This is a genomic window from Gilliamella sp. wkB72 (assembly GCF_001693745.1).
GTDB lineage: Bacteria > Pseudomonadota > Gammaproteobacteria > Enterobacterales > Orbaceae > Gilliamella > Gilliamella apicola_E.
In genome coordinates, this window is record NZ_LZEI01000006.1 from 61,247 (window position 1) to 85,801 (window position 24,555).

A 24,555-nucleotide genomic window follows, 5' to 3' on the forward strand; every position below is an offset into this window, starting at 1 on the left:
ATTATTTATCATCATCCATCAACAAGGCAAAAACTTGTCTGATAAATATGCAATTAATATGCTCTCAATAATTGAGAAAAACAATAGGGGCATGAAAAATTTTTTTGACTTTTTTGCGACTAAAATTCACGTATTTTAATATCCCAAAATAATAAATTTTATGGTTAAAAATCAAATTATTAGTATAAAGTTAACGCATACTTTATCACGTAAAGCATATTAGTCTGATTGAATGTTTCGCCAATTTAAACAAACTGAAAGGATTTCTTGCGTTTTTTATAACCAAAAAAAGTTGAGGAGCGGGGTTTTTTAATTCCAAAATAAATAGCTTAATAACCCTTTTTTCTATTAAAAAATAAAATCATTAAAAATCATATGATTGTAAATCTATTAAAAAAGGGTTTTTAATTTCCAAAATGTCTTTTGCCTTTGTGCAAATAATGTTTATAGTATGCAGTGTTCTAGATTTATGCCGAGTAGGTAGTTTAGAAAATTAAATCTAATGTACTGTTTTCGCTCTCTAAGATTTATGCCGAGTAGGCAGTTTTCCCCTCCAAAATTTGAGGAACGGTTTTTTGAAGTCCGAAGATTCCGTTCCTTAAATTCACAAAAAAACTAATATCAATCGCGTGTTATTTTTTGTAAACGCTTTTCTTTACGATGACTGGTTGTTAAAAAAATATATTGTCCTTAATTTTTTTAGTCACTATACTTTTTACATTGTTTTATTTAGATGACTAAAATTAAATCAATAAATAATATCAATAAATTTAAAGGACAATTGATAGGGTGGTCGAACATGTGTGATAATTTTCAACCGGTAACCGATAACTTAAATTCGTCAAAGCAAAGCTCAAAATATTTATTTTTCAAGAAAGCTTATTTTTTCTCATACTTAAGCACCATTCAGCTAACTTTTGCGTACTTCTTTTGTCGATCCAATTTATTCCAGCAGATTTTTTTTGCGCTTTTATTTTCTCTCTCTTTTTACAGCCACGCACTAAAACCTAAACAGACAAATGTTATTAACGATAGCAAGCCGTATTTAACCTTCAATGGTAATCGTACCTGTACCGTTAATATCGACAACCTGCTCGAAATATCTTTATCAGATGGAACACGATACACGCCTTCAACCAATAACTCATCAATTAACAACCCAATCAAGCTGCCTGGTCGGAGTTTTGCCGATATTAGTATGTTAGTCCCAACTAATATCAACTCAGTCGCATTAAGTACCTTTATCGGTTCGAAGTATACTCATTCGGGGGATGATGTGAACACCACTTTAAATGTATCTATCGTCGATAAAAATAACCAAGCAGTATCACGCAATACCGTGTTAGATATTTGTAAGGCACCTTATCAGGTTAAATTAAGCAGTACAGCTGGTTCGTTCAATAATGGCGAGTCTACTAGTTGTAATTTCAGTGCCAGTAATGTGACATATTATATTACTCCTAACGAATCATCAGCAGTATGTTTCGCTAGGCCTAATTTAAGATTAGGTAAACTTAATGAGAAAGGTCTTTCTCACGACTACCGTGGTCCGGCTTCAGTGTGGAATCCTGATAAAGGTTTTCTCACTCAATCATCTTACAACTTAAACTTCCCTACTACTGGTGCTCATGGTTTGTACTTTGATTTACTCATTGAAGGTAGTAATAAGCCGTTGTCTTGGTCACCGGTTTCTCATGGTGGTATAACCGCTACCATGACCAATTCTACAGCTACAAGTGTACGCGTAACCTTAACCGGTCCTGTTGCAACTGAATCACAATCGAATTCTAGCAACCCTGGTCTTATTTCTAAGCCTACTTTGCCCCAAACATTTGAGTTAATCGGTCGCGATAGTAGTGGTAACCCTGTCGTCAAGTATGGATTTGAGTTAAAGCAGTGGTTTATCCATCAAGGTATTAGCACTTATTTAGATACATTATCTTGGTGTAAGAGTATTGGTTATCGACCTACTAAAATTAGTGATCTAACAAATGCATCTTGCCGTGGGACTAATCACGGTTCTTGGTGTAAAGATTCAGTCGGCGCTACACCGTCGTCACCTAATAATTTATACCAGCGTCAAATCGGTGCTGGTCTTTTTACGGAGTGGGGCGCAATGGATTACTACTCGGGAGCTGGGTTTTACCTTTATGGGTACTGGGCTAATGACTTGACGACTGACTTAGATATCCTCAATACTCTTGGTCAGTTTTACGTGGCCTCAGGTAGTGGTAGTATCGATAGGATCGACACTACCCATAGCATCTATGGAATTTGTACCTACCCTTAGTCCTTACTTCTAAATCCTTATGACTGGAGCTTTTGGGATAGTAAAAATAGCGTCAAAAAGGGTAGCTGATTCAAAGAGTCAACGGGGGTGTCCTATAAAAAGCGATTTTATAGCATAGATTCGCACACCTCGACTGAGGTAGTTTAATTTGAGTTTTTTTAAAGCAAAAAAAAGTTGAGGAGCGGGGTTTTTAGGGGGGGTAAAATCACGTTTTTACAACTCTGCATACATCCCTTAACACATTTATTTTTTAGGTGCTTCATAGAAATTTGAAGGGCGTTTTTTGGGGAGAGTCTAAAATTAAAAAAAATTACAAATTTCTATGGCGATAAAATGACCAATTTTTAAAGGTATGTAAAGTCGATATTTTTAATTAGCACAATAGTTAACCGATCATTTTTTAGATATTTCGTGATTCTCTTTACGAATGTTAGCAATTAAGTCTAATGAGATCTATTGCAACGTATTTTTGCTGTCACTATAATCTTTAACTGTTCTAGCTTTGAGAATTTAACTGCAAAGCATTAATTAAATTCAAAATTTACTTGACAGGATTGTCGTTATGCATTATAATTTTCACCATGCACCATGCACCATGCACCTTGGTCAACCTATACTTTAAATTCGTCTAAGTTAAGCTCCCAATTTTCATTTTTCCGAGAACTTCATTTTTTCATCTGTTCAAGCAAAATTCTACGAATTTTGGCGCGATCTTTTCATCGATCCAAATTATTTCGGCTGATCTTTGTCGTACTATTACTTCCTTCTTTTAGCCATGCATTAACCGTTAATACCTCGAATTCTATTCACGGAAGTGAGCCATATTTAACTTACGATGGCGGCCGTACTCGTGCGGTTAATAATGAAGGTTTGCTTGGGATTACACTATCTGATGGTACACATTATACGCCTTCTACCAATTCTTCATCTACAACCCCAATCTCCTTGCCTGTTGCGGGTCAGAGTTTTGCTGATATAAGTATGTTCGTCCCAACTAATACTAATTCAGTCGATTTAAATTCTCTTATTGGTCCTCCTAATAATTATTGGGGAGATGATGATGGTGATAGTGATGTTACTGCCACAGGTTCTTTGAGTTTATCTATCGTCGATAAAAGCGGTCAAACGGTATCACGTAGTACAGTGCCAGAGATTTGTAACGCACCTTATCGTGTTATGTTATCCAGTACTGACGGTACATTATCGACTCGTTACGGTATTCCTAATCGTAGTGATTTCCGTGCTAGTAATGTGACTTATTACGTCAATCCTAAGGGGGCGCCTGTGGTTTGTTTTGTCAGACCTAATTTGGATTACGGTACAGGTAATTATGCTGGTCCGTCTTCGATGTGGGACCCTGCTAAGGGTTTTCTCACTCAAAAAACAGACCCTCTCTATTACGGTCAAAACTTTCCTACAACTGGCGCTAATGGATTGTACTTTGATTTAGATATTAGTGGTAGTAGTCAGCCATTGTCTTGGTCTCCTGTTTCTCAGGGAGGTATCACTGCTACTATGTCTAATCCTACTGCTACAAGTGTTCGTGTTACTTTAACGGGTCCTTACGCTACCACATCCCAGCAAAGTTCATCCAGTCCTAATCCTATTTCTAAACCTACTTTGCCTCAGACCTTCGAGTTGGTCGGTCGAGACAATAATGGTAATCCAGTTATTAAATATGGTTTTACTTTGAAGCAGTGGTTCGTCAACAGTGGTAATGTGACTGAGTCCAATTATTCTCGTGCTTTATCTTGGTGTAATAGTATTGGTTATCGAATGCCTCGCGTAAGGGATTTAACAAATTCAAATTATAATAATTTAGGCACCACCCCTTCCTCACCTAGTAAGTATTACATGCGTCATATAGGTTCAGGTTTTTTCACGGAGTGGGGCAAAATGGATGATTATTCAGGCGTTGGCTTCGGCTACGGTTGGGTCTGGACTAGTGACCCGAATGGTAGTGACCAGTATGTCGTGGACACTAACGACGGTGATGTGGGTTGGTTCTACTACGAGATCTACGTACTTTGCTCCCATCCTTAGTTTTTATTTCTTCGTCCTTAATCCTTAGGGCGGGGGTGGGAGTGATAAAAATAGTATTAAGTGATTAAAAGTAAGCTACTAGTCAACGTCGTTTAGCCATAAAAAAAGCGATTTTGTGGCTTAGCGACGCTTCAATTACCCGCCTAGGCGGGTTTATTTTTTTTGTATTTTATCTCAAAAAAAGTTGAGGAACCGGGTTTTTGGGGTTCAAAATCCTGTTTTGCAATGTTGCCTCAAGTAAATAATTCCGCTTTAACTGTGGCGCTTTTTAGTAGTTCTATTTTTCCATCAAAAAAGTTGAGGAGCGGGGTTTTTGAGGTTTTAAATGTCACTTAAAAATTACTAAATGATCCAAATCACTAAATTTCTAATTCAAAGCCTTAAAATAAAATTTTTGAGGATCAATCGTTCTAATTTTAAAGATTTGTAACTACAATATATTCAATTAAAACAATAGTTAAATAATTATAATTTAAATCCTTTTCAGATCCTATTTACAAAAGTTAACGTAAATGAGCGAAAAAAAGTGTTGCATCGTGTTTTTCCAATCACTATACTTTTTACACGGTTTTAGCTAATAGGCTGAAATTTGACAGAAAAAGAATAAAATTGTAAATTAATCAAAAAATTACTTGACAGGATTGTCACATATGCATTATAATTTTCAACAGGCAACAGGCAACAGGCAACTTGGCCAACCTATAATTTAAATTCGTCTAAGTCCAGCACCCAGTTTAAATTTTTCACTAAAGCTTATTTTTCTACTCAATCAAGTGAAATTCTGCGAATTTTCGCGCGATCGCTTCCGCGATCCTCTTCTCGATCTTTTTTCCGATCCTTTTTCCGATCGTTTTCCGGATCCTCTTTCAGATCCGGTTTTCGATCCTTTTCCAAATTATCCCGGCAGATTGTTTTTTTCGTGGTCTTTTTCCTTCCTTTTTCGGGTCACGCATTGACATCACAGACAACTAGGAATGCGATACAGGGTAGTGCACCTTATCTGACTTTCGACGGTGGTCGTACTCGTGCAGTTGATACTAATGGTCTGCTTGGGATTACACTATCTAACGGAGCTAATTACACGCCTTCTAACAATTCATCATCTACAACCCCAATCGTCTTGCCGGTTGCGGGTCAGAGTTTTGCTGATATTCGTATGTTCGTTCCTACTGATACTAATTCAGTCGCTTTAAGTTCTCTTATCGGTCCTCCTAATAATTATTGGGGAGATGATGATGGTGATTCTGGCGTTACTGCTACAGGTTCTTTGAGTTTATCTATCGTCGATAACAGAGGTCAATCGGTATCACGTAGTACAGAGCTAGAGATTTGTAAGGCACCTTATAAGGTTACGTTATCTAGTACTAACGGTACATTATCAACTCGTTACGGATTTCCTAATCGTAGTACTTTCAGTGCTCGTAGTGAGACTTATTACGTCAATCCTAAGGCTGGGCCTGTGGTTTGTTTTGCAAGGCCTAATTTGACTTTGGGTACAGGTATATATGCTGGCCCCGCTTCAATGTGGGACCCTGCTAAGGGTTTTATCCCTCAGTCAACTGGCCCATCATCTTACGGTAGAAACTTTCCTACAACTGGTGCTAACAAACTGTACTTTGATTTACTCATTAGTGGTAGTAGTCAACCATTGTCTTGGTCTCCTGTTTCTCAGGGAGGTATCACAGTCACAATGTCTAATCCTACTGCTACAAGCGTACGCGTTACTTTAGCTGGTCCTTACGCTACCACATCCCAATGGAATTCTAGCAATCCTGGTTTTATTGCTAAGCCTTCTTTACCTCAGACATTCGAGTTGGTTGGTCGTGACGCTCAAGGTAATCCAGTCGTTAAATATGGTTTTACTTTGAAGCAGTGGTTCGTCAACCGAGGTTCTGGGTATAAAGATTATCCTAATACCTTATCTTGGTGTAATAGTATTGGTTATCGAATGCCTCGCGTAAAGGATTTAACTAATGCATCTCGTGATTGGAATGGTAACCCTATATCCATCGGCGCCACCCCTCCCTCACCTAGTAATCATTACCAACGTAGAATTGGTTCTGGCTTTTTCACTGAGTGGGGTCGTATGTATGATTACTCAGGCGTTGGCTTCGACTACAATTGGTGCTGGACTAGTGACCCGAATGGTAGTTACCAGTTTCTCGTGAACACACACTACGGTTACGTGAATTGGGACTACTCTTACAACAACTACGGCCTTTGCTCCCATCCTTAGTTTTTATTCCTTCGTCCTTAATCCTTAGGGCGGGGGCGGGGGTGATAAAAAATAGTATTAGGTGATTAAAAGTAAGCTGACTCAAGGAGTCAACGTCGTTTAGCCATAAAAAAAGCGATTTTGCGGCTAAGCGGCAAAAATGCTGGGCACCGAGGTGGTGGTTAAAAATATTGATATTAAAGGAGTAATATAAAATGAATATTGAAGACAAAATAGCGTTAAGTAAAAGGCCGGTTCAGTTTATTGCTGAAGGTAATTTTTTAAAGCTTTATAATCAATCATTATATGTGGTTGAGCAATTATTGGGTTTTAACTTAAAGGTAACGGCAAAGTATATAAAAAAAATTGATGAAATTATTATTTGCGGTGGATTTCCTACCCGTTCTATTACTAAACGCTACCCTAATGCCAGCCCTAATTTAACGGGGTATGAGTTATTGGGTGATTATGATTTAAGTGGCTATGAGCTATGGTATCAAAAGCATTGCCAAATACCGAAGCAAAAAACACCACAATCCCTTCTCACAACATCTCAAGAGGTAAACGAACAGTTAAACGAATTCCACGATATGAATAAATCCTTAACGGTTCAGCATCTATTATTTTTACAATCATGGCAGGCAAATAAATATCCTGCTATGGTAGATAGTGCGTTTATTCAGGAATTAAAGAATTATTTTAGTGAATTGCATTAATAGCAGCGCACACTGTGCCTGATGGCGCTATCGGATAGGATTTATCAAATCCGCTGATAGAAAAAAGGCTATAAATAAGGTCAGCATTTTTCACGCAGAGCTTGATGTCGAAGATAAATCATCCGCCCCAACTAGGGTGGTTTTTTAGTTTTTTATCGAAAAAAAATTGAGGAGCGGGGTTTTTGGGGTTCTAAATTCTGCTTAAAAGCTATTAAATTAACAAAATCACTAATTTTAAGCATAAAGATAAAACTTTCAGGATCATTAATCATATTTTTAACGATGTGTAATGACAATATATTTAATTAAAACATTAGTTAATCAATTAAAATTTAGATCCTTTTTAGATCCTATTTACGAAAGTTAACGAAATTGAGCGAAAAAAAGTGTTGCATCGTGTTTTTCCAATCACTATACTTTTTACACGGTTTTAGCTACGAGGCTAAAATTTAATAGAAAAGTATAAAATTACAAATAAATCATAAAATTACTTGACAGGATTGTCGCAAATGTTTTATAATTTCCAACAGGCAACAGGCAACAGGCAACATGGCCAACCTATAATTTAAATTCGTCTAAGTTCAGCTTCCAACGTTTATTTTACACCAAGACTTATTTTTCTACGCGTGAAATTCTGCGAATTTTCGCGCGATCGCTTTCGCGATCCTTTTTCGGATCCTGTTTTCGATCCTTTCATTTTCTCAAATTATCTCGGCAGATTATTTTTTTTGTGGCTTTTTTTCTTCCTTTTTCGGGTCACGCATTGACATCACAGACAACTAGGAATGCGATACAGGGTACTGCACCTTATTTGACTTTCGACGGTGGTCGTACTCGTGTTGTTGATACTAACGGTCTGCTTGGGATTACACTATCTGATGGTACACAATTTATGCCTTCGACCAATCCTTCATCTTCTTCAGCACCAATCGTCTTGCCGGTTGCGGGGCAAAGTTTTGCTGATATTGGTATGTTGGTTCCTACTTATACTAATTCAGTCGCTTTAAGTTCGCTTATCGGTCCACCTTATAATTATTGGGGAGATGATGATGGCGATACTGACGTTACCGCTACAGGTAGTTTAAGTTTATCTATCGTTGATAAATATAATCAGCCTGTCACACGTCATACTGTTCCAGATATTTGTAAGGCGCCTTATCAGGTTAAATTAACCAGCACTGACGGTACATTGAGTACTCGTTATGGCGTTCCAAGTAGTCGTAGTTTCAGTGCAAGTAATGTTACTTATTATATCAATCCACAAGCAAGGGCTGTGGTTTGTTTTGCTAGGCCTAATTTAAGGTATTTAATGATTGAGAATGAATATCATTATTTTAATCACGTATCTGGTCCTGCTTCTATTTGGAACCCTGCTAAGGGCTTTTTACTTCAATCAATTACGCCGTCATCCTATGGTTTAAATTTTCCGACTACTGGTGCTCACAATTTGTATTTTGACTTAGACATTGCTGGTAGTAATCAGGCTTTATTTTGGGCTCCTGTTTCGCATGATGGCATCACTGCTACTATGACTAGTTCTACAGCGACAGGCGTACGCGTCACTTTAACTGGGCCGGTTTTAACTAAATTCGGACCGAATTCTAGCAATTTTGCTGTTGTGGGTCCTAATAAGCCGCCTACTTTGCCACAAACATTCGAGTTAGTCGGTCGCGATAATAGTGGTAAAGCTATCATTAAATATGGTTTTGTATTAAAGCAGTGGTTTTATCTTTCTAAACAAGCTACTACTTATGATAAAGCATCATCTATCTGTAGTGACCAGCGTTTACGTTTAGCTGCGGTTAAAGATTTAACTAATGCTTCTTGTAATGGGATAAATTCTCATAGTAAGTGTCAAGGTGCAGTTGGCGCAATACCCTCATCACCTAATAATTACTTTCAGCGTGTAATTGGCGCAGGATTCTTTAGTGAGTGGGGCTCAATGCACCAATATGACACCGGTTTTTACCTTAGTGACTACTGGACTAGTGATGGAACAATGCCTTCTTTAATAGGCCGTAAATCATCAATAACTCCTACTCATAACCGTAAATATGTCGTTAATCCGAGAAATGGTTCGATAAATCTTTTTCCCATTGAGTATTCTAATCCCACGCTCTGTGTCTCGCCTTAGCCTTTTTTATTTCTTGAAAGAGGAAATAGGGGGAGGAACTCTAGCGTTAAAAGTGTAGTTTACTTGTAGAGTTAATGATGAAATGCGATTTTGTCGAGATGTTTGAACTACTTGATATGAGGATTAATTTCTAGACGTATTAAAGAAAAAAGTTGAGGAGCGGGGTTTTTATTGATATGGCTAAAATTAATCTAATCTTTTTATCAATACTAAAATAGCATGGTTAATAATTAGTTAATCGTTAATCAATAATGTGTTGAGACAAAATCCGCCCCTGATTGGGGGCGGTTGAATTATTTACCGGTTAAGAATAGTTTAAGTGAAGGATTTTCTGTTTCGTTATTAAAACCGTAATCCAATTCAGTTAAATGTTTGGTAAAGGTGCTATGGCTGGCGTTGTCGATTTCAAAGGCGGCTAGCACGCGACCATAATCGGTGCCGTGGCTACGGTAATGGAACATTGAGATATTCCAATTGGTACCCAAGGTTTGTAAGAATTTGAGTAGTGCGCCTTGTGATTCAGGGAATTCAAAGCTGTAGACTTGTTCATTAATCGGTTGGCACGGTTTGCCTCCAATCATGTAACGGATATGCAGTTTTGCCATTTCGTCATCGGTTAGATCAACAACTTGATAACCGGCTGCGGTCAGTTCTTGCATGATTTCGTCTTTTTCGTTGCTTTTGGCAATTTTAACGCCAACAAACACGCAAGCTGATTGGTCGTCATGATAGCGGTAGTTGAATTCGGTCACAGCACGACCACCGAGCAGTTGGCAGAATTTGAGGAAGCTGCCTTTTTGTTCTGGAATCGTGACCGCTAACAGGACTTCGCGTTTTTCGCCTAGCTCGCAACGTTCTGATACGTAGCGTAGGTTGTGGAAGTTTAAGTTAGCGCCGGATAGAATATGGGCTAAGTTTTCGCCACAGATGTTGTTTTGTTCAACATATTTTTTCATTCCCGCTAACGCCACCGCGCCAGACGGTTCAGCAATAGCGCGCACATCGTCAAATAGATCTTTAACGGCGGCACAAATTTCGTCACTATCGACAGTGATTATGTCGTCGATATATTGCTGACAAAGTCTAAATGTTTCGTCACCAATTCGTTTAACTGCGACGCCTTCAGCAAATAAGCCCACGCGATCAAGGTCAACGGGATGACCAGCAATGAGTGCTGCTTTTAGGCAAGCATCGTCTTCAGGTTCAACCGCAATGACTTTAATTGATGGCATGATTTGTTTGATTAATACGGCAATACCGGCTGCAAGCCCTCCACCCCCAACTGGGACAAAGATGCGGTCAAGTTTGGCATTTTGTTGCAGTAGTTCCATGGCGATACTGCCTTGCCCTGCTATGACAAGGGGATGGTCGAAAGGGGGAATAAATATACGGTTTTGTTCTTTGGCTAATTCCATCGCTTTGGCTTTGGCTTCATCAAAGTTGGCTCCATAAAGTAGCACTTCTCCACCAAATCCTTTTACCGCTTCGACTTTGATATCTGCTGTTGTTAATGGCATGACAATGAGGGAATTGATGCCTAATTTTGTAGCTGAAAACGCGACACCTTGCGCATGGTTGCCGGCTGATGCAGCAATTACGCCACATTTACGTTCTTCCGGCGTTAGGCTGGCAATCATGGCTTGCGCGCCCCGTATTTTGAAGCTGTGAACGAGTTGGCGATCTTCTCGCTTAACAAACACTTGGTTTTTTAGGCGAGAGGAGAGTTTTTCCATATGTTCTAGTGGTGTCACTTGAGCGACATCGTATACCGCACTACATAGCGTGGCTTTTAGATAATCAGCGCCGGTTAGTTTGTTATTATTCACGTTAACCACCTAATTTACTTTTATCACGCACCGCACCTTTGTCAGCACTGGTTGCTAAGCTTGCATAAGCTTTTAGTGCGTATGAGACATAACGGTTACGATTATGAGGTGTAAAGGCTTTATCACCGCGAGTAAGTTCAGCTACGCGACGACGTTCTAATTCATCTTCAGGTACGAGGATGTTTAATTTTCGATTTGGGATATCAATATCAACAATATCACCATCTCGAACTAAACCAATCACGCCACCGTTGGCGGCTTCTGGCGATATGTGACCAATGGATAAGCCTGATGAACCACCAGAGAATCGACCATCGGTAATTAATGCACAAGCTTTGCCAAGACCCATTGATTTTAGGTAGCTGGTTGGGTAGAGCATCTCTTGCATCCCTGGTCCACCTTTTGGTCCTTCATAGATGATGACGACTACATCACCTTCAACGACTCGTCCACCTAAGATTGCATCAACCGCATCTTCTTGGCTTTCATAGACTTTAGCTGGGCCACGGAAGACTAAGTTTTCAGCAGCAACACTTGCCGTTTTTACGATTGCGCCGTCTTCGGCTACGTTACCGTATAGGGTTGCTAGTCCGCCATCTTGGCTATAGGCATGTGCTTTGTCGCGGATACAGCCATTTTGGCGATCGTCATCAAGCGTATCCCAGTAACAATCTTGTGAGAAAGCTTTGGTAGTGCGAATACCTGCCGGACCACTGCGATACATTTTTTTGACTTCTTCGTCAGTGGTTTGGGTGATGTCGTATTTTGCAAACGTTTCTTGTAAGTTTAGACCAAGCACGTTGTGGACATTGCGGTTAAGTAATCCGGCTTTGTCCAGCTCTGATAATATTGAGACAACCCCACCAGCGCGATGCACATCTTCCATATGATAAATAGCAGTACTCGGCGCTACTTTACATAGGTGAGGGACTTTGCGTGATAGTCGGTCAATGTCTGACATGGTGAAGTCGATTTCACCTTCTTGTGCAGTGGCAAGTAAGTGTAATACGGTATTGGTTGACCCCCCCATGGCAATATCGAGCGACATGGCATTTTCGTAGGCCGCTTTGGTGGCTATTGATCTCGGTAAGTACGAATCATCATCCTGTTCGTAATAACTTTTGGTGATTTCAACAATGCGTTTAGCGGCATTTAAGAAGAGTTTTTCACGTTGTTTGTGTGTCGCAACCAGTGAACCATTCCCCGGCAATGATAAACCTAATGCTTCGGTTAAGCAGTTCATTGAGTTCGCAGTAAACATGCCTGAGCATGATCCGCAAGTTGGACAAGCCGATTGTTCAATTGCTTCACTATCAGCATCACTAACATTTGGATTGGCACTTTGGATCATGGCATCAACCAAGTCGAGTTTGATGATTTTGTCAGATAGTTTGGTTTTACCCGCTTCCATCGGTCCGCCTGATACAAATATAGTTGGGATGTTTAGACGTAGTGACGCCATTAACATGCCGGGGGTGATTTTGTCACAGTTTGATATGCAGATCATGGCATCGGCGCAATGAGCGTTAACCATGTATTCAACGGAATCGGCAATTAGTTCTCGTGAGGGTAGTGAGTAAAGCATACCGCCATGCCCCATGGCGATACCGTCATCGACAGCAATTGTGTTAAATTCTTTGGCAATGCCACCACATGCTTCAATTTCTTTTGCTACCAGTTGGCCAATATCTTTTAAGTGAACATGACCCGGTACAAATTGTGTGAATGAGTTAACCACCGCGATAATGGGTTTACCAAAGTCTTCATTTTTTACGCCTGTTGCACGCCATAAAGCGCGGGCGCCCGCCATGTTGCGACCTTCAACCGAGGTTGCTGAACGATATCTAGGCATTTGTTGCTCCCAATTTTTTTTATGCAAGCGACCGATTTCTTTCGGTACGTATTTCTATGATTAATAAATCGTTAAATAATGACGACACCGCAGTTTTTGCTGCGGTGTATTTATTTTATTTAATTGGATCTAACCAACCGTATTTGTCTTCAGTTTTGCCATTGAATAATCCGAAGAATGTTTGTTGGATTTTCTTCGTGATTGGGCCACAACGACCAATACCAACTTGGATTCGGTCAACACTACGTACTGGTGTGATTTCGGCAGCGGTACCAGTCATAAATACTTCATCAGCTAGATAGAGTGATTCACGTGATAGAGTTTGTTCACGTACTTCAATGCCTAGATCATGTGCAAGCTTGATGATTGCATCACGTGTGATGCCTGGTAGTGCTGATGATGATAGTAATGGGGTAAATAATATGCCATCTTTGACGATAAATAAGTTTTCGCCAGAACCTTCAGAAAGCTGACCGTTTACGTCTAATGCGATGCCTTCTTGGAAGCCATTAGCTCGCGCTTCTGATCCGATAAGAAGTGATGATAAGTAGTTACCACCCGCTTTAGCTGCTGCTGGGATAGTGTTTGGTGCAAAACGGTTCCATGATGATACCATTGCGTCAATACCTTGTTCTAACGCATCTTCACCAAGGTAGGCTCCCCATGGGAATGCTGCAATCATAACATCAGTTTTGTAACCAGCAGGAGGAATGACGCCCATACCCACATCACCAATAAAGACTAATGGGCGAATGTATGCACTTTTTAGGTTATTTTTTTTGATGACTTGGCGAGTTGCTTCCATGATCTCTTCAAGAGAATAAGGGACAGGAAAACGATAAATTTTGGCTGAGTTTAGTAAGCGTTGTGCGTGTTCTTTATGGCGAAAAATTGCTGGGCCGTTGTGAGTTTCATAACAACGAACACCTTCAAATACTGAAGTTCCATAGTGTAGGGCGTGTGACATTACGTGTATTTTTGCATCAGCCCATGGAACCATTTCGCCATTTAGCCAAATATAATCAGATTTTGCTGTAGTACCCATTTTTTGTTTTCCTCTTAAATTTACTTTTATTAAGCATGTATTTTGCTTTTATTAATTTGTGCATTATACATAACTTTGTTTAACTGCTATAGTTTATTAATTTAATTTGTCTTTTTTACAAAAGAATCTATTTGTTCTTTACTACGCTACCGTTATCACATCCTCCAATTTGGTAATTTGGTTTTGCAGTGACGATAGCGTTCGTTCGGTTGTTAATGTCAGTGTCAAGGTGAATAATTGATTGTCAATTGATTGCATTTGCATCTGTTCGATATGGCCTCCACGGTGGCGAACAACGCGTAATATGCGTTCAAGTGAACCCAATTTATCATTGGCAGTTATGGTAAATTGATGTGTCGCTTTTTGATTCATCACTTACTCCTTGTTACTTTTATCTAACATGTTTTCGTTTGCCGCGCCCGGTGGTACCAGTGGCCATACGTTTTCTAGCTCATCGATACATACGTGCAGTAGATAAGCACCTTTCGAATTGAATAGGTTATCGAGTGCGCCTTCGATTTCCGATTTTTTGCTGATGGTTTGCCCTGGTATATCAAAGGCTTTGGTTAGCATTAAAAAGTCGGGGTTATCTGATAAGTTGGTTTCGCTATATCTTTCATTAAAAAATAGCTCTTGCCATTGCCTTACCATGCCTAGGCGTTGGTTATCAATAAGAACGATTTTAACGGGTAATTTTTTGCGTTTAATCGTTGTTAATTCTTGTACATTCATCATGAATGAGCCGTCACCCGATACGCAAATTACCATGTCGTTTGGTCTAGACATTTGTGCGCCAACTGCCGCTGGTAATCCAAAGCCCATAGTGCCAAGCCCACTTGAGGTAATAAAGTTTTGTGGGTGGGTAAAGGACATGTGTTGCGCTGTCCACATTTGGTGCTGACCTACGTCGGTGGTGATGACGGTGTTAGCTGGTTTGCGCTCAGAAATGCGTTTGAGCAGTGCTGGTGCATAAATGGCGTCACCCGGATGATCATAACGTGTTGGATGCTGGGCTTTCAGTTGTTTTATTTTGTTATGCCAGTCATCAATTGAGACCGTTTGGTTAAGCATCGGTAATACGTGTTTAATATCACCTTGTAAACCTAAATGGGTTTGGCGTAGTTTGTTGATTTCGGACTGATCAATATCGACATGGATCACTTTTGCATGTTTAGCAAATTCGTTAAGTTTGCCAGTAACGCGGTCGTCAAATCTAACCCCTAAAGCGATCAGTAAGTCACACTCTTGTACGGCTAAGTTAGCCGCTTTGGCGCCGTGCATCCCGATAAGTCCTAAGTAATAAGGGTTGTTAAGGTCAGCAACGCCAAGCCCTTTTAAGGTCGATACGCTAGGGATTTGGGTTAGCGTCATAAATTCGCGTAGTTCATTGATAGCACCAGAAAGCCCAACACCGCCACCAATATAGAGCATCGGTTTTTTGGCTTGGCTAATCATTTGTTTGGCTTGTTTTATCTCATCAGGTGAGATTGGGTAGAGTTGAGCATTATCAGAAGGCGTTTTTATGGATGTTGGCGTTAAATAGGTTTGGTAATCATGGTCGGCAAGCTGGATATCTTTCGGGATGTCAATTAATATTGGTCCCGGCCTGCCCGAATTGGCTAAGTTGAAGGCCTCTTGTAAGGTATTTGGCAATTGGGTGGCATCATCTATTAAATAACTATGTTTGGTGCACGCTAAAGATAATCCTAAAACGTCAACTTCTTGGAAGGCATCAGTGCCTATAAGTGTCGTTGGAACTTGGCCGGTTAGTGCGATAATTGGTACAGAATCAATTAATGCATCGGCAAGGCCGGTAATTATATTGGTTGCACCGGGGCCTGATGTGGCAATGCAAACGCCAATTTTGCCGGTGGCACGGGCATAACCAATGGCTGCCATGGCTGCGCCTTGTTCGTGACGGCAAAGTACGTGTTCAATTCCGCCATCATAAAGCGCATCGTATAGAGGCATAATTTGACCACCAGGATATCCAAAAACGGTAGTAATGCCTTTTTCTTTTAAGGTTTTTACAATCCACTGTGTTCCTAACATTCATTCCTCACTTTTTGCTTAGCCATTTGTTCAAAAAAAAACCCCCGCTTTTTTGTGGCGGGGGTTTTGAAATATGATGACCATATATTTAACTCAAAAGACGCCCCCGCGTTGGAATAATGACCACGCTAATGTTAATGAGGACGACGATGAGTGAAAAGTTCATTTGTAATTATTTCGTTAATTTTTTAAAAATATTTATCCAAAATACTCGTTTTAAAAAAAAGTGCAACAATTTTTTTGTTGTTTTTTTTAAAAGCATCATCAATTCATTTATATGTTCGTTAAAAAAAGTTGAGGAGTGGGGTTTTTGATGATTTAGATAGGATTGTTTTGGCTTTTTAATGAAGGTTGGTGTATAACTATTCTTCATCTTCCCTAAATTGCTTTGAGCATTTTTTAACTCTTTATTCATAATTACTATTTATTACGTTATGTGAGATATCATTATGAAAATATTTAAATTGCTAGCGTTTTTTGTAGTGAGTTTTTTGCTGTTAAGTTGTGATAATGCTAAAAAAAATACCCCAGTTGAAAATGATTCCCTTGCAGCAATACAAAATTCGATGATTGAGCCGATGAAAAAAGCCTTACCTATTGAGGTTGATGAGTTAACGACTTTGGTTGGCGTTGAGAAGGATAAGGATCGTAATATCATCAATTATCAATATGATGTTAAAAATACGCCAGAGCATACGATGTTGTTACCCAGTACGCTTGATACGATTCGCCAAGCACTTTTTACTGCTTATTGTGAAAATACGGAGGATATGCAACAATTGAAAACGGCGTTCCCGGATGGGGCATACTATCATTATTTTATTGATAATAAAGAGATTGTTGTGGTTGAATTAACGCCAGCCGATTGTCAGACAAAAGGTAGTCGGCAATAGCTTCTATTGGTTATGGATGAGTAAAGAATGATAAAAATTATTTTTTTATTGCTGCAATTATGTTTTGAGTATTCACAGTATAGCAATGATGGGATTGATAAGCTTGTGGACACTATTGGTACTGAAAAAACCCAAAGATTAATACAACTCATCGATGAATATCCTGATAAAAAGGACCTAGATTTCGATAATAAGACTGATGAGTCCGATTATTATAGAGAGGCAGCCATCAGCGTAGTTAAAAAAATCTTACCCATCACTTTAGATGAATACACAACTTTATCCGATGTTAACGCTGAAGGTAATGTTGTCGTTTATCAATATGAAATTAATGGGATCACTCCAGACGAATTTCTTTTACCCGATAATAGGGAATTGGTTAAAAAGGCAATTGTTGAATCTTATTGTTCCGATTCACCTCAAATACGTAAAATGAAGAAATATTTTAATGAGGGGGCTAAATATACGTATTACATTGATGGTAAAAGGATTCTTATTGTGGATGTTACGACTGATTGTTCTTTCAAAAAATAGCTATCATTAATTCTGCATTACTAGCTTAATGTATATTTATTTGTTACACTGTGTTTGGTGTTTAATTTTTCACCCATAATGGTTTTAGCATTTGTTGTTTTTGTCCTCGCTAAACCATCCAAGTAAGTTATTTTTCTCGTTATCAATGATTTTTATTTTTCACAGTATAATTAATTGAATTAATTAAGTATTTTAAAGATATAAAATATACTCGACAATAGGATTTTGTGATTATTAATTGATTCTATTATGTTAAATTTGAATTTAAATGCATGTTTAACTTAGGAGAATATTATATGAGTAAGCATAAATATTATCATGAAAAATTTCCTAAACAAAAACAAAATCCCCCTGGTTTACAATGTGAGATGAAACCAGTGCCCGATTGTGGTGAGGAGAGTTATCAAGGTCATCAACGTTTAGAAGGCCTAAAAATGTTGGTGACCGGTGGTGATTCAGGTATTGGACGTGCTGCAGCTATTGCGTATGCACGAGAAGGTGCGGATGTTGCAATTAATTATTTACCAGCAGAACAAAAAGATGCGGAAGATGTGGCTAAAATCATTGAATCTGCGGGTCGAAAGGCTGTGCTTATTCCTGGTGATTTAAGCGATGAGTCATTTTGTAAAAAATTAGTTGAAGAAGCACATAAAAAATTAGGTGGACTTGATAATTTAACCTTGGTGGCTGGTAAGCAAACTGCGGTAGAAGATATTATGCATTTGTCTACTGAGCAAATCAAAAAAACGTTTGAAATTAATGTCTTTTCACTATTTTGGGTAACCAAAGCAGCATTAGGTTATTTAAAATCTGGCTCAACGATTATTACTACTTCTTCTGTACAAGCTTATCAACCAAGTGGTAATTTGTTGGATTATGCTTCAACCAAGACGGCGATTATTGCATTTACTCGTGGCTTATCTGCTCAATTAGGTAGTAAAGGCATTCGGGTAAATAGTGTGGCACCTGGTCCGGTTTGGACGCCATTACAAATTTGTGGTGGTCAGCCAAGTGAGGCGATTCCTGAATTTGGTAAACAGACACCATTACAACGTGCAGGACAACCGGTTGAACTTGCGGGTGTTTATGTGCATTTGGCATCGGAAGAGTCAAGCTATACCACTGGTGAAGTTTATGGTGTTACTGGCGGTATGCATATTAATTAATTTGAGGTAAACATGATTTAGAAAGGGCTTTTTAAGCCCTTTTTTTATCTCGCTATTCTAATACTTTGCCTTTGGTTTCTGGAATTAAGAATATAAAGGCTGCTGCAGATAATAGGTAAGCGCCTGACAGTAATGCTAATGCATAGCTGATTGAGTAGATGGTTGCTAAGTAAGCGATCAATACTTGCGATACGCCAGCAATTCCTCGACCGACATTAAATATAATGTTTTCAGCACTCGATCGCGCATCAGTTGTGTAGTGTTCAGCTAGTAATGCACCATATCCACCCATCATACCGTTTACGAAAAAGCCAATCACTGAGCCAAAGAGAATTAAAATGGCAACCTCTTTTTGTTGGAAGTAGAACCAGATTGATACGGCTGAAACCAATAAGAATACGATGTATGAAGGTCGGCGCCCAAATTTGTCACATAACCAACCAAAAATTAAGATCCCTAATGACATGCCAATCGTGGTTGAGATAGTCCAAAACATGGTATTTTTGAAAGGTAAGTGATATTCAGAAGCGATCATGTTTGGCATCCAAACCATTATGCCATAAAAGCCAAAATTTTGTACTGCACAGGCAATGGTTAATCCGATAGTTGTTGCAGTGATTCTCGGGTTTTTAAATAGTTTGCCTATGGCAATTTTGTTTTTATTTTGGTCTTTTAGATTTTGCCAGATTTCAGGCTCTTTAAGGCCTTTACGCGTCCAAGCAACAAATAGCGCTGGTAATACTCCCATCGCAAATGCCCAGCGCCATCCGTGTGCTTCACCAATAAAATTGACAGTTAGTGTTGCAAGGATGATACCGGCTTGGAAGCCTAGTGCGACAATTGAGGTTGCCCTTGAGCGCTTGTGCTTTGGCCAGCTTTCCGAAACTAGCGTCATGCCGATACCAAATTCACCACCAAGCCCCAGTCCACTTAGAAAACGAAAAATGAGGAAGCATTCATAATTAGGTGAGATAGCACAAAGACCGGTGAATAATGAGAAGATTAGGATTGTCCATGAAAATACTCTGACTCGTCCATATTTATCAGCAAGGATACCAAAAAAGATTCCGCCTAATACGGCCCCTAATAATGTGCCTGACGTCAAGGTGCCAAGGTCAGCTTTAGTTAGGTTGAAGGTGACGGCAATTAGGCTAAAACAGACACCTAAAATCATCATATCTAAGCCATCGAGTGCATAACCTACTGTAGATGCAAATAGGGTACGTTTTTGATAGGGGGTAGTTTGTTCACTTTCAGCTTGCTCGGTCTGGTTTACGTTAGTGTTCATGTTTACCTCAAGTTATTTATAGTGGATAAGCATTTATTATTAAATGAAGGCGGGAATTTAAAACGGGGGCAAGTATATACTTAAAAATGATAAAAATCCAAATGAAAAGCCGAAATTCGTGGGTTTTATTTTGTTTATTTTTATTTTGGTGAAATTATTCGACTCATTCTTATAAATATCTAATTTTTTAGACAAATGAGTCGATAATTTCACCACTTTTTAGTCTTTACGATGACTTTTTTAGTCAATAGCTTTTGAGTGAAATTTATTCTTCGTCAAAATACCAGTAACCAAGATTAACAAATTTCAACATGACATTTAGGGTTTGTTCATCTTGTAATTGTTCGTAGTAAAGAACATCGGTTTCACATAATAGATCGATGGTTTCCATTGGTAATGGTATTTTTTTACCGTTGATATAAGCCGTATCCTCTATTTTTACAATACGTATACTTGGTACACGATAGAGTTCAGCACCAGATTTTAGGATTTCTTCAAATTCATCTAGCTCATATGAGGGATCAACCGGAATGATGTTGAGATCATGCATAGGAATAGTGATGTGTTTACCAAACCAGTCGTTGAATAAGTCAGGGTTTTTAATCAGGTCGATCATTTGTCCTTGCAGTTTTTCTAATTCATATGGTTGGATTCGATAAGGATCATTTGGTAATTTTAAGTCTGGGTCTTGATAGAAGATGCCATTGGGTAAGTTATCAATCACATAATCAGCAAAACCACTGAGTAGTTCTTGTGACGTTTGAGTTCTAAATCCTACGGAGTAACTGAGCGATTCTCCAATTGATACACCATTATGTGGAAAGCCAATTGGAATATATAAAATATCACCCGCAGTGATTTCTTCATCAATAATTGGCTCATAATCTTCTACATGCAGTAGCGCTTTGTGAGCACTGAACTGTTTGTAATTAGGATTACGATCACCAACCTGCCAACGACGGCAACCTTTGCCTTGGATAATAAAGACATCATAATTATCAATATGAGGTCCAACGCCTGCACCTTGTGTGGCATAGGAGATCATTAGGTCTTCAAATTGCCATTGAGGAATACATTTGAATGGTTCAACTAATGTGGCTGCTTGTTCATGCCAATGGTCAACTGCTTGTACAAGGAGGCTCCAATGGTCTTGACCTAGGTGACTATAATCGATAAATGGACCGTAGGCGGCGTCCCATATGCCGTTTTTGTTGGTAACGATTCGGCTTTCAATTTCTTCTTCCATGGCAAGGCCAGCTAGTTCTTCTGGGGTGATTGGGTCGATAAAGTTGCTAAAAGCATCACGCAAGATGACCGGCTTTTTTTGCCAATAATTGGTTAAAAAATCATCCCAATCGATAGTTAATTTGTTACTCATTGAATGCCCCTTGTAAATTAAATAATTGACAAAAGTTAGTGGTTGTTTGTTTTGCAATTGTTTCTAGAGATACGCCTTTTAATGCCGCCAAGTAATTAGCCACTTCCCGAACATAAGCGGGTTGGTTTTCTTTCCCGCGATAAGGAACGGGGGCTAAATAAGGCGAATCAGTTTCAATCAATATGCGATCTAATGGAACATATCTTGCTACTTCTCGTAACGGTTCGGCATTTTTAAAGGTAATGATGCCAGAAAATGAGATATAAAAGCCAATATCTAATAAGGCTTTGGCCGTATCAATATCTTCAGTAAAGCAATGTAGTACACCGGAATAAGCTTGCTCTTCTTTTAGGAGTTTTAGTGTGTCTTGCTTGGCATTCCGAGTGTGAACAATGATCGGTTTTTTTAGTTGCTTGCCTAATTTTATATGTTCAATAAAGTTGGCTTGTTGCAATTCAATATTATCTTGTTGGTAGTAATAATCCAAACCTGTTTCACCTAAAGCGATAACATTGTCTTCTTGAGCAAGGCGAGCAAAACGTTCGGCATCGTAGGGCTCATCATCCAAATTGAGTGGGTGAATTCCACATGAAAATGAGCACTGTTTTTGGTATGGCATGAGCATTGTTTTCATCGATTCATAGCCTGAAAGTGTGGTTGCCACGCTTAGGCAATGTTTTACCTCGTTGTTTTGTGCTTCTTGCAATACGCTATCAATCGATTTGTTTGTATAGTCCAAACTGTCTAGATGACAGTGCGAATCAATTAGAAACATATTTTACTCTTTTTAATTATCTGAATGATGTTCGAAATCTCGAACTGGTTTTATGGTTGACCATGAGCGACAGCTCGGACATAGCCAATAGAGGGTGTTAACCGTAAATCCACATTTTTGGCAACGGTAATTGGGAACTGATTTTATTTGTTCACCAACCATGTTGCGAAGTAGTAATAAGCTCTCTTTAGCTTTTCCTTGTTCAGCATCGGCAACATGGTAATCCATTAAGCGATAGAATCCTTTTAGATTTGGGTGTTTTAATAATTCACGATAAAGGTAATATTGCGCTGCATCGAGTCCATTGTCTTTTTCAACAATGTCGGCTAGCATCAATTCGGCAACATTGCCAGTATCTTGTTTGACACAAATTTCGAGGAATTGTTTAAATAACTGAGGTTGATTAAGTTTTGCGTAACATGCTTTTAATAATGGTAACGCTTCACCGATTAATGCTTTATCTTGATTTAATATTTGTTGGAAAGACTCGATTGCTTGTTCAGCTTTATCTTGCGCCATAAATACTCGCCCAAGCATTAATGATGTTCGTGCACAATTAGCGTCCGCAGCCGCTGATTTTTTTAGTAAAGTGTAAGCTTGATCCAAATCATTATTAGCAATAGCGATGGCAGCAAGCTCACAATAAAATTGGGCTATTTCGATTTTGTATTTTACATTACCAAGTTTGACCAGTCTGGTGGCAGCGTTAATTGCGTTATTCCATTCGCTAGTTGATTGATATATGACTAGCAGTTGTTGTAGGGCATGTTGCTGAAAGTCTTCTTCGTCGATTAGCTGTAAAAACATCTCTTCTGCACGATCGTAAAAACCTGCCACCATGTAATCTCGACCAAGCTGTTGAATAGCTAATAGTCTTTGTTCAAAGGTTAATGAGGCGCTTTCCATTAATGCTTGGTGAATACGTATTGCGCGGTCTACTTCGCCTCGTGAACGGAATAAGTTACCTAAGGTAAGATGGGCTTCAAGTGTGCCTTCATCTTCTTTTAACATGTCAAGGAAGAGGTCAACAGCCTTATCTTTTTGGTTTGACAAAAGAAAGTTTAGACCATCTACATATTCTCGAGATAGTCGGTTAGATTCATTTAAATATTTTTGTTTGGCATTTCTATCTCCCATGTACCAGCCGTATCCGGCTGCTATGGGTAGTAATAGAAATAACAATTCAAACATAATTACCTATTTTTCTAATTTGGTTAAATTTTGATGCGTATTTTCATCATATTTTTTCTGTAATTTATTTAGTTTACGTTTTGTTGATGAGTGTTGGAATTTTGATTTTAGGAAGTAAATCCCAGTTAATATCCAACCAACTAAAAAGCCTGAACCAAATAAAATAGCAAGTAATACCGATAACCTAACTTCTGTTTTAGCAATTAAATAGTTGAAGGTGACTAATTGATTATTAGCTGAACCTATTGTTATCGATATGGCGAAAATAAGAATTATCAATAAAATTGATATCACTAATTTCATAATTTTAACCTTTTTATTTTATTAAAAATTTCTAAATATTTGAAATTTTAAATTTGTTTATAAAATCATCTGACTACTATATTCCATTTTCTAGCATAAAAACAGCTTATTAATGCAATTAACCAAGCAAGAACAACACCTAATATAAGGTCATAAGCCGAATGCATACCCAATAATAGCCGACTTGTTTCAATCAGTGTTGACCAGATCACAATAGCTGTCACAATTAAAAAATGTCGCCTAAAACTAAGTAATGTTATTGCTAAAAAAGCCCATGTTGTTGCAAATAATGTATGTCCAGATGGAAAAGCATAGCCTGTTTCTTGTTGCCAATGTTTAGACAACCAAGGTGGTATTGTAGTTGAATTAGTCAGTAGTTGTTCTATGTTGGCTTTTCGTTCAGCTCTTGTTTGGGAATAAAATTGTTTGTCAGTAAAATGATACTCTTTAGCTAACCATAGAACATAGGGTCTTGATTCAGCTGTTTGTTGTTTGATTAAACTTTTAATGATTTGTCCACCTAACATTGCGCTGATTAAAATTAATAATATTACTGAGATATTTTTTTTATTGGCCAATAGCAGACAGAACAGAAGAAAAAATAGTCCCGATGTGATTATTGCCCAAGGATAACTTGCTGTTTCGGTCACCCAAAAAAAATATTCAGATGAATTATTAAGTGCTGACGGTTGCCAATGCCAATTTACGACTATTACAGATAACGGTATAATTAGAAATAAGACTAATGCCGCTATTGTTTTTTTTATTACTAACCCCATTTAAAAACTCAATTAAGCATAAAATTTGATTTATTTTAACATGGAAGCACGATTTGTTTTTAAAAAATCTTATCT

The 24,555-nt window shown here is 38.5% G+C and carries 20 protein-coding genes; 8 read left to right on the forward strand and 12 right to left on the reverse strand.

Going from position 1 to position 24,555, the window contains the following annotated elements:
• Window positions 1-799 precede the first annotated feature (799 nt).
• The 5 genes from A9G07_RS01675 (at window position 800) to A9G07_RS01695 (ending at window position 9,398) form a co-directional block, all read left to right on the forward strand.
• A complete protein-coding gene (locus A9G07_RS01675; RefSeq protein ID WP_065733768.1) occupies window positions 800-2,290 on the forward strand; it encodes a hypothetical protein in 1,491 nt (496 codons plus the stop codon).
• Between the two features lie 702 nt (window positions 2,291-2,992).
• Entirely contained in the window at window positions 2,993-4,333 is a 1,341-nt protein-coding gene (locus A9G07_RS01680) for a hypothetical protein (RefSeq protein WP_141677446.1), read from the forward strand.
• 919 nt (window positions 4,334-5,252) lie between these two features.
• A complete protein-coding gene (locus A9G07_RS01685; protein ID WP_065733770.1) occupies window positions 5,253-6,569 on the forward strand; it encodes a hypothetical protein in 1,317 nt (438 codons plus the stop codon).
• Between the two features lie 194 nt (window positions 6,570-6,763).
• The gene (locus tag A9G07_RS01690) at window positions 6,764-7,264 is read left to right on the forward strand and encodes a hypothetical protein (protein ID WP_065733771.1); all 501 of its coding nucleotides are present in this window, start codon (window positions 6,764-6,766) and stop codon (window positions 7,262-7,264) included.
• A gap of 730 nt (window positions 7,265-7,994) precedes the next feature.
• Window positions 7,995-9,398: a hypothetical protein gene (locus tag A9G07_RS01695; RefSeq protein WP_141677447.1), complete on the forward strand. Its 1,404-nt coding sequence runs from the start codon at window positions 7,995-7,997 to the stop codon at window positions 9,396-9,398.
• 293 nt (window positions 9,399-9,691) lie between these two features.
• Here A9G07_RS01695 and ilvA read toward each other — a convergent pair whose 3' ends face one another.
• From ilvA to A9G07_RS01725, 6 genes are all read right to left on the reverse strand, one after another.
• On the reverse strand, window positions 9,692-11,233 hold the full coding sequence (gene ilvA / locus A9G07_RS01700; RefSeq protein WP_065733773.1) for a threonine ammonia-lyase, biosynthetic: 1,542 nt from the start codon (window positions 11,231-11,233) through the stop codon (window positions 9,692-9,694).
• A complete protein-coding gene (gene ilvD, locus A9G07_RS01705) occupies window positions 11,226-13,076 on the reverse strand; it encodes a dihydroxy-acid dehydratase (RefSeq protein WP_065733774.1) in 1,851 nt (616 codons plus the stop codon). The genes ilvA and ilvD overlap by 8 nt, the downstream gene beginning before the upstream one ends.
• Before the next feature lie 115 nt (window positions 13,077-13,191).
• Window positions 13,192-14,121: a branched-chain amino acid transaminase gene (locus tag A9G07_RS01710; protein WP_065733775.1), complete on the reverse strand. Its 930-nt coding sequence runs from the start codon at window positions 14,119-14,121 to the stop codon at window positions 13,192-13,194.
• A gap of 141 nt (window positions 14,122-14,262) precedes the next feature.
• Window positions 14,263-14,493, reverse strand: coding sequence for an acetolactate synthase 2 small subunit (ilvM, locus tag A9G07_RS01715; protein ID WP_065563395.1), 231 nt, complete (start codon window positions 14,491-14,493; stop codon window positions 14,263-14,265).
• Window positions 14,494-14,496: 3 nt separating this feature from the next.
• Window positions 14,497-16,173 (reverse strand): acetolactate synthase 2 catalytic subunit, encoded by a 1,677-nt coding sequence (gene ilvG, locus A9G07_RS01720; protein ID WP_065733776.1) that lies wholly within the window; start codon window positions 16,171-16,173, stop codon window positions 14,497-14,499.
• A gap of 172 nt (window positions 16,174-16,345) precedes the next feature.
• Window positions 16,346-16,588, reverse strand: a complete 243-nt coding sequence (locus tag A9G07_RS01725; RefSeq protein ID WP_065733777.1) for a hypothetical protein — start codon at window positions 16,586-16,588, stop codon at window positions 16,346-16,348.
• Window positions 16,589-16,622: 34 nt separating this feature from the next.
• Between A9G07_RS01725 and A9G07_RS01730 the strand changes: the two genes are divergently transcribed.
• The 3 genes from A9G07_RS01730 to A9G07_RS01740 all read left to right on the forward strand — a co-directional run bounded on the left by A9G07_RS01730 (window position 16,623) and on the right by A9G07_RS01740 (window position 18,766).
• Window positions 16,623-17,066, forward strand: coding sequence for a hypothetical protein (locus A9G07_RS01730; RefSeq protein ID WP_065733778.1), 444 nt, complete (start codon window positions 16,623-16,625; stop codon window positions 17,064-17,066).
• Between the two features lie 27 nt (window positions 17,067-17,093).
• A complete protein-coding gene (locus tag A9G07_RS01735) occupies window positions 17,094-17,600 on the forward strand; it encodes a hypothetical protein (protein WP_065733779.1) in 507 nt (168 codons plus the stop codon).
• Window positions 17,601-17,896: 296 nt separating this feature from the next.
• Window positions 17,897-18,766 carry an SDR family oxidoreductase gene (locus tag A9G07_RS01740; RefSeq protein WP_065733780.1) on the forward strand — a complete coding sequence of 290 codons (870 nt, stop codon included), beginning with the start codon at window positions 17,897-17,899 and terminating at the stop codon, window positions 18,764-18,766.
• 52 nt (window positions 18,767-18,818) lie between these two features.
• Here the strand turns inward: A9G07_RS01740 and A9G07_RS01745 are convergent, their stop codons facing one another.
• The 6 genes from A9G07_RS01745 to A9G07_RS01770 form a co-directional block, all read right to left on the reverse strand.
• The gene (locus A9G07_RS01745) at window positions 18,819-20,054 is read right to left on the reverse strand and encodes an MFS transporter (RefSeq protein WP_065733781.1); all 1,236 of its coding nucleotides are present in this window, start codon (window positions 20,052-20,054) and stop codon (window positions 18,819-18,821) included.
• Between the two features lie 265 nt (window positions 20,055-20,319).
• Complete coding sequence (locus A9G07_RS01750) at window positions 20,320-21,432, reverse strand: ribosomal protein uL16 3-hydroxylase (RefSeq protein ID WP_065563401.1); 1,113 nt, start codon at window positions 21,430-21,432, stop codon at window positions 20,320-20,322.
• Entirely contained in the window at window positions 21,425-22,207 is a 783-nt protein-coding gene (locus A9G07_RS01755) for a YchF/TatD family DNA exonuclease (RefSeq protein WP_065733782.1), read from the reverse strand. The genes A9G07_RS01750 and A9G07_RS01755 overlap by 8 nt, the downstream gene beginning before the upstream one ends.
• Before the next feature lie 12 nt (window positions 22,208-22,219).
• A complete protein-coding gene (lapB, locus tag A9G07_RS01760; RefSeq protein WP_065733783.1) occupies window positions 22,220-23,398 on the reverse strand; it encodes a lipopolysaccharide assembly protein LapB in 1,179 nt (392 codons plus the stop codon).
• 6 nt (window positions 23,399-23,404) lie between these two features.
• The gene (locus A9G07_RS01765) at window positions 23,405-23,701 is read right to left on the reverse strand and encodes a LapA family protein (RefSeq protein ID WP_065563404.1); all 297 of its coding nucleotides are present in this window, start codon (window positions 23,699-23,701) and stop codon (window positions 23,405-23,407) included.
• Between the two features lie 65 nt (window positions 23,702-23,766).
• Complete coding sequence (locus tag A9G07_RS01770) at window positions 23,767-24,480, reverse strand: phosphatase PAP2 family protein (RefSeq protein WP_065733784.1); 714 nt, start codon at window positions 24,478-24,480, stop codon at window positions 23,767-23,769.
• Window positions 24,481-24,555 lie beyond the last annotated feature (75 nt).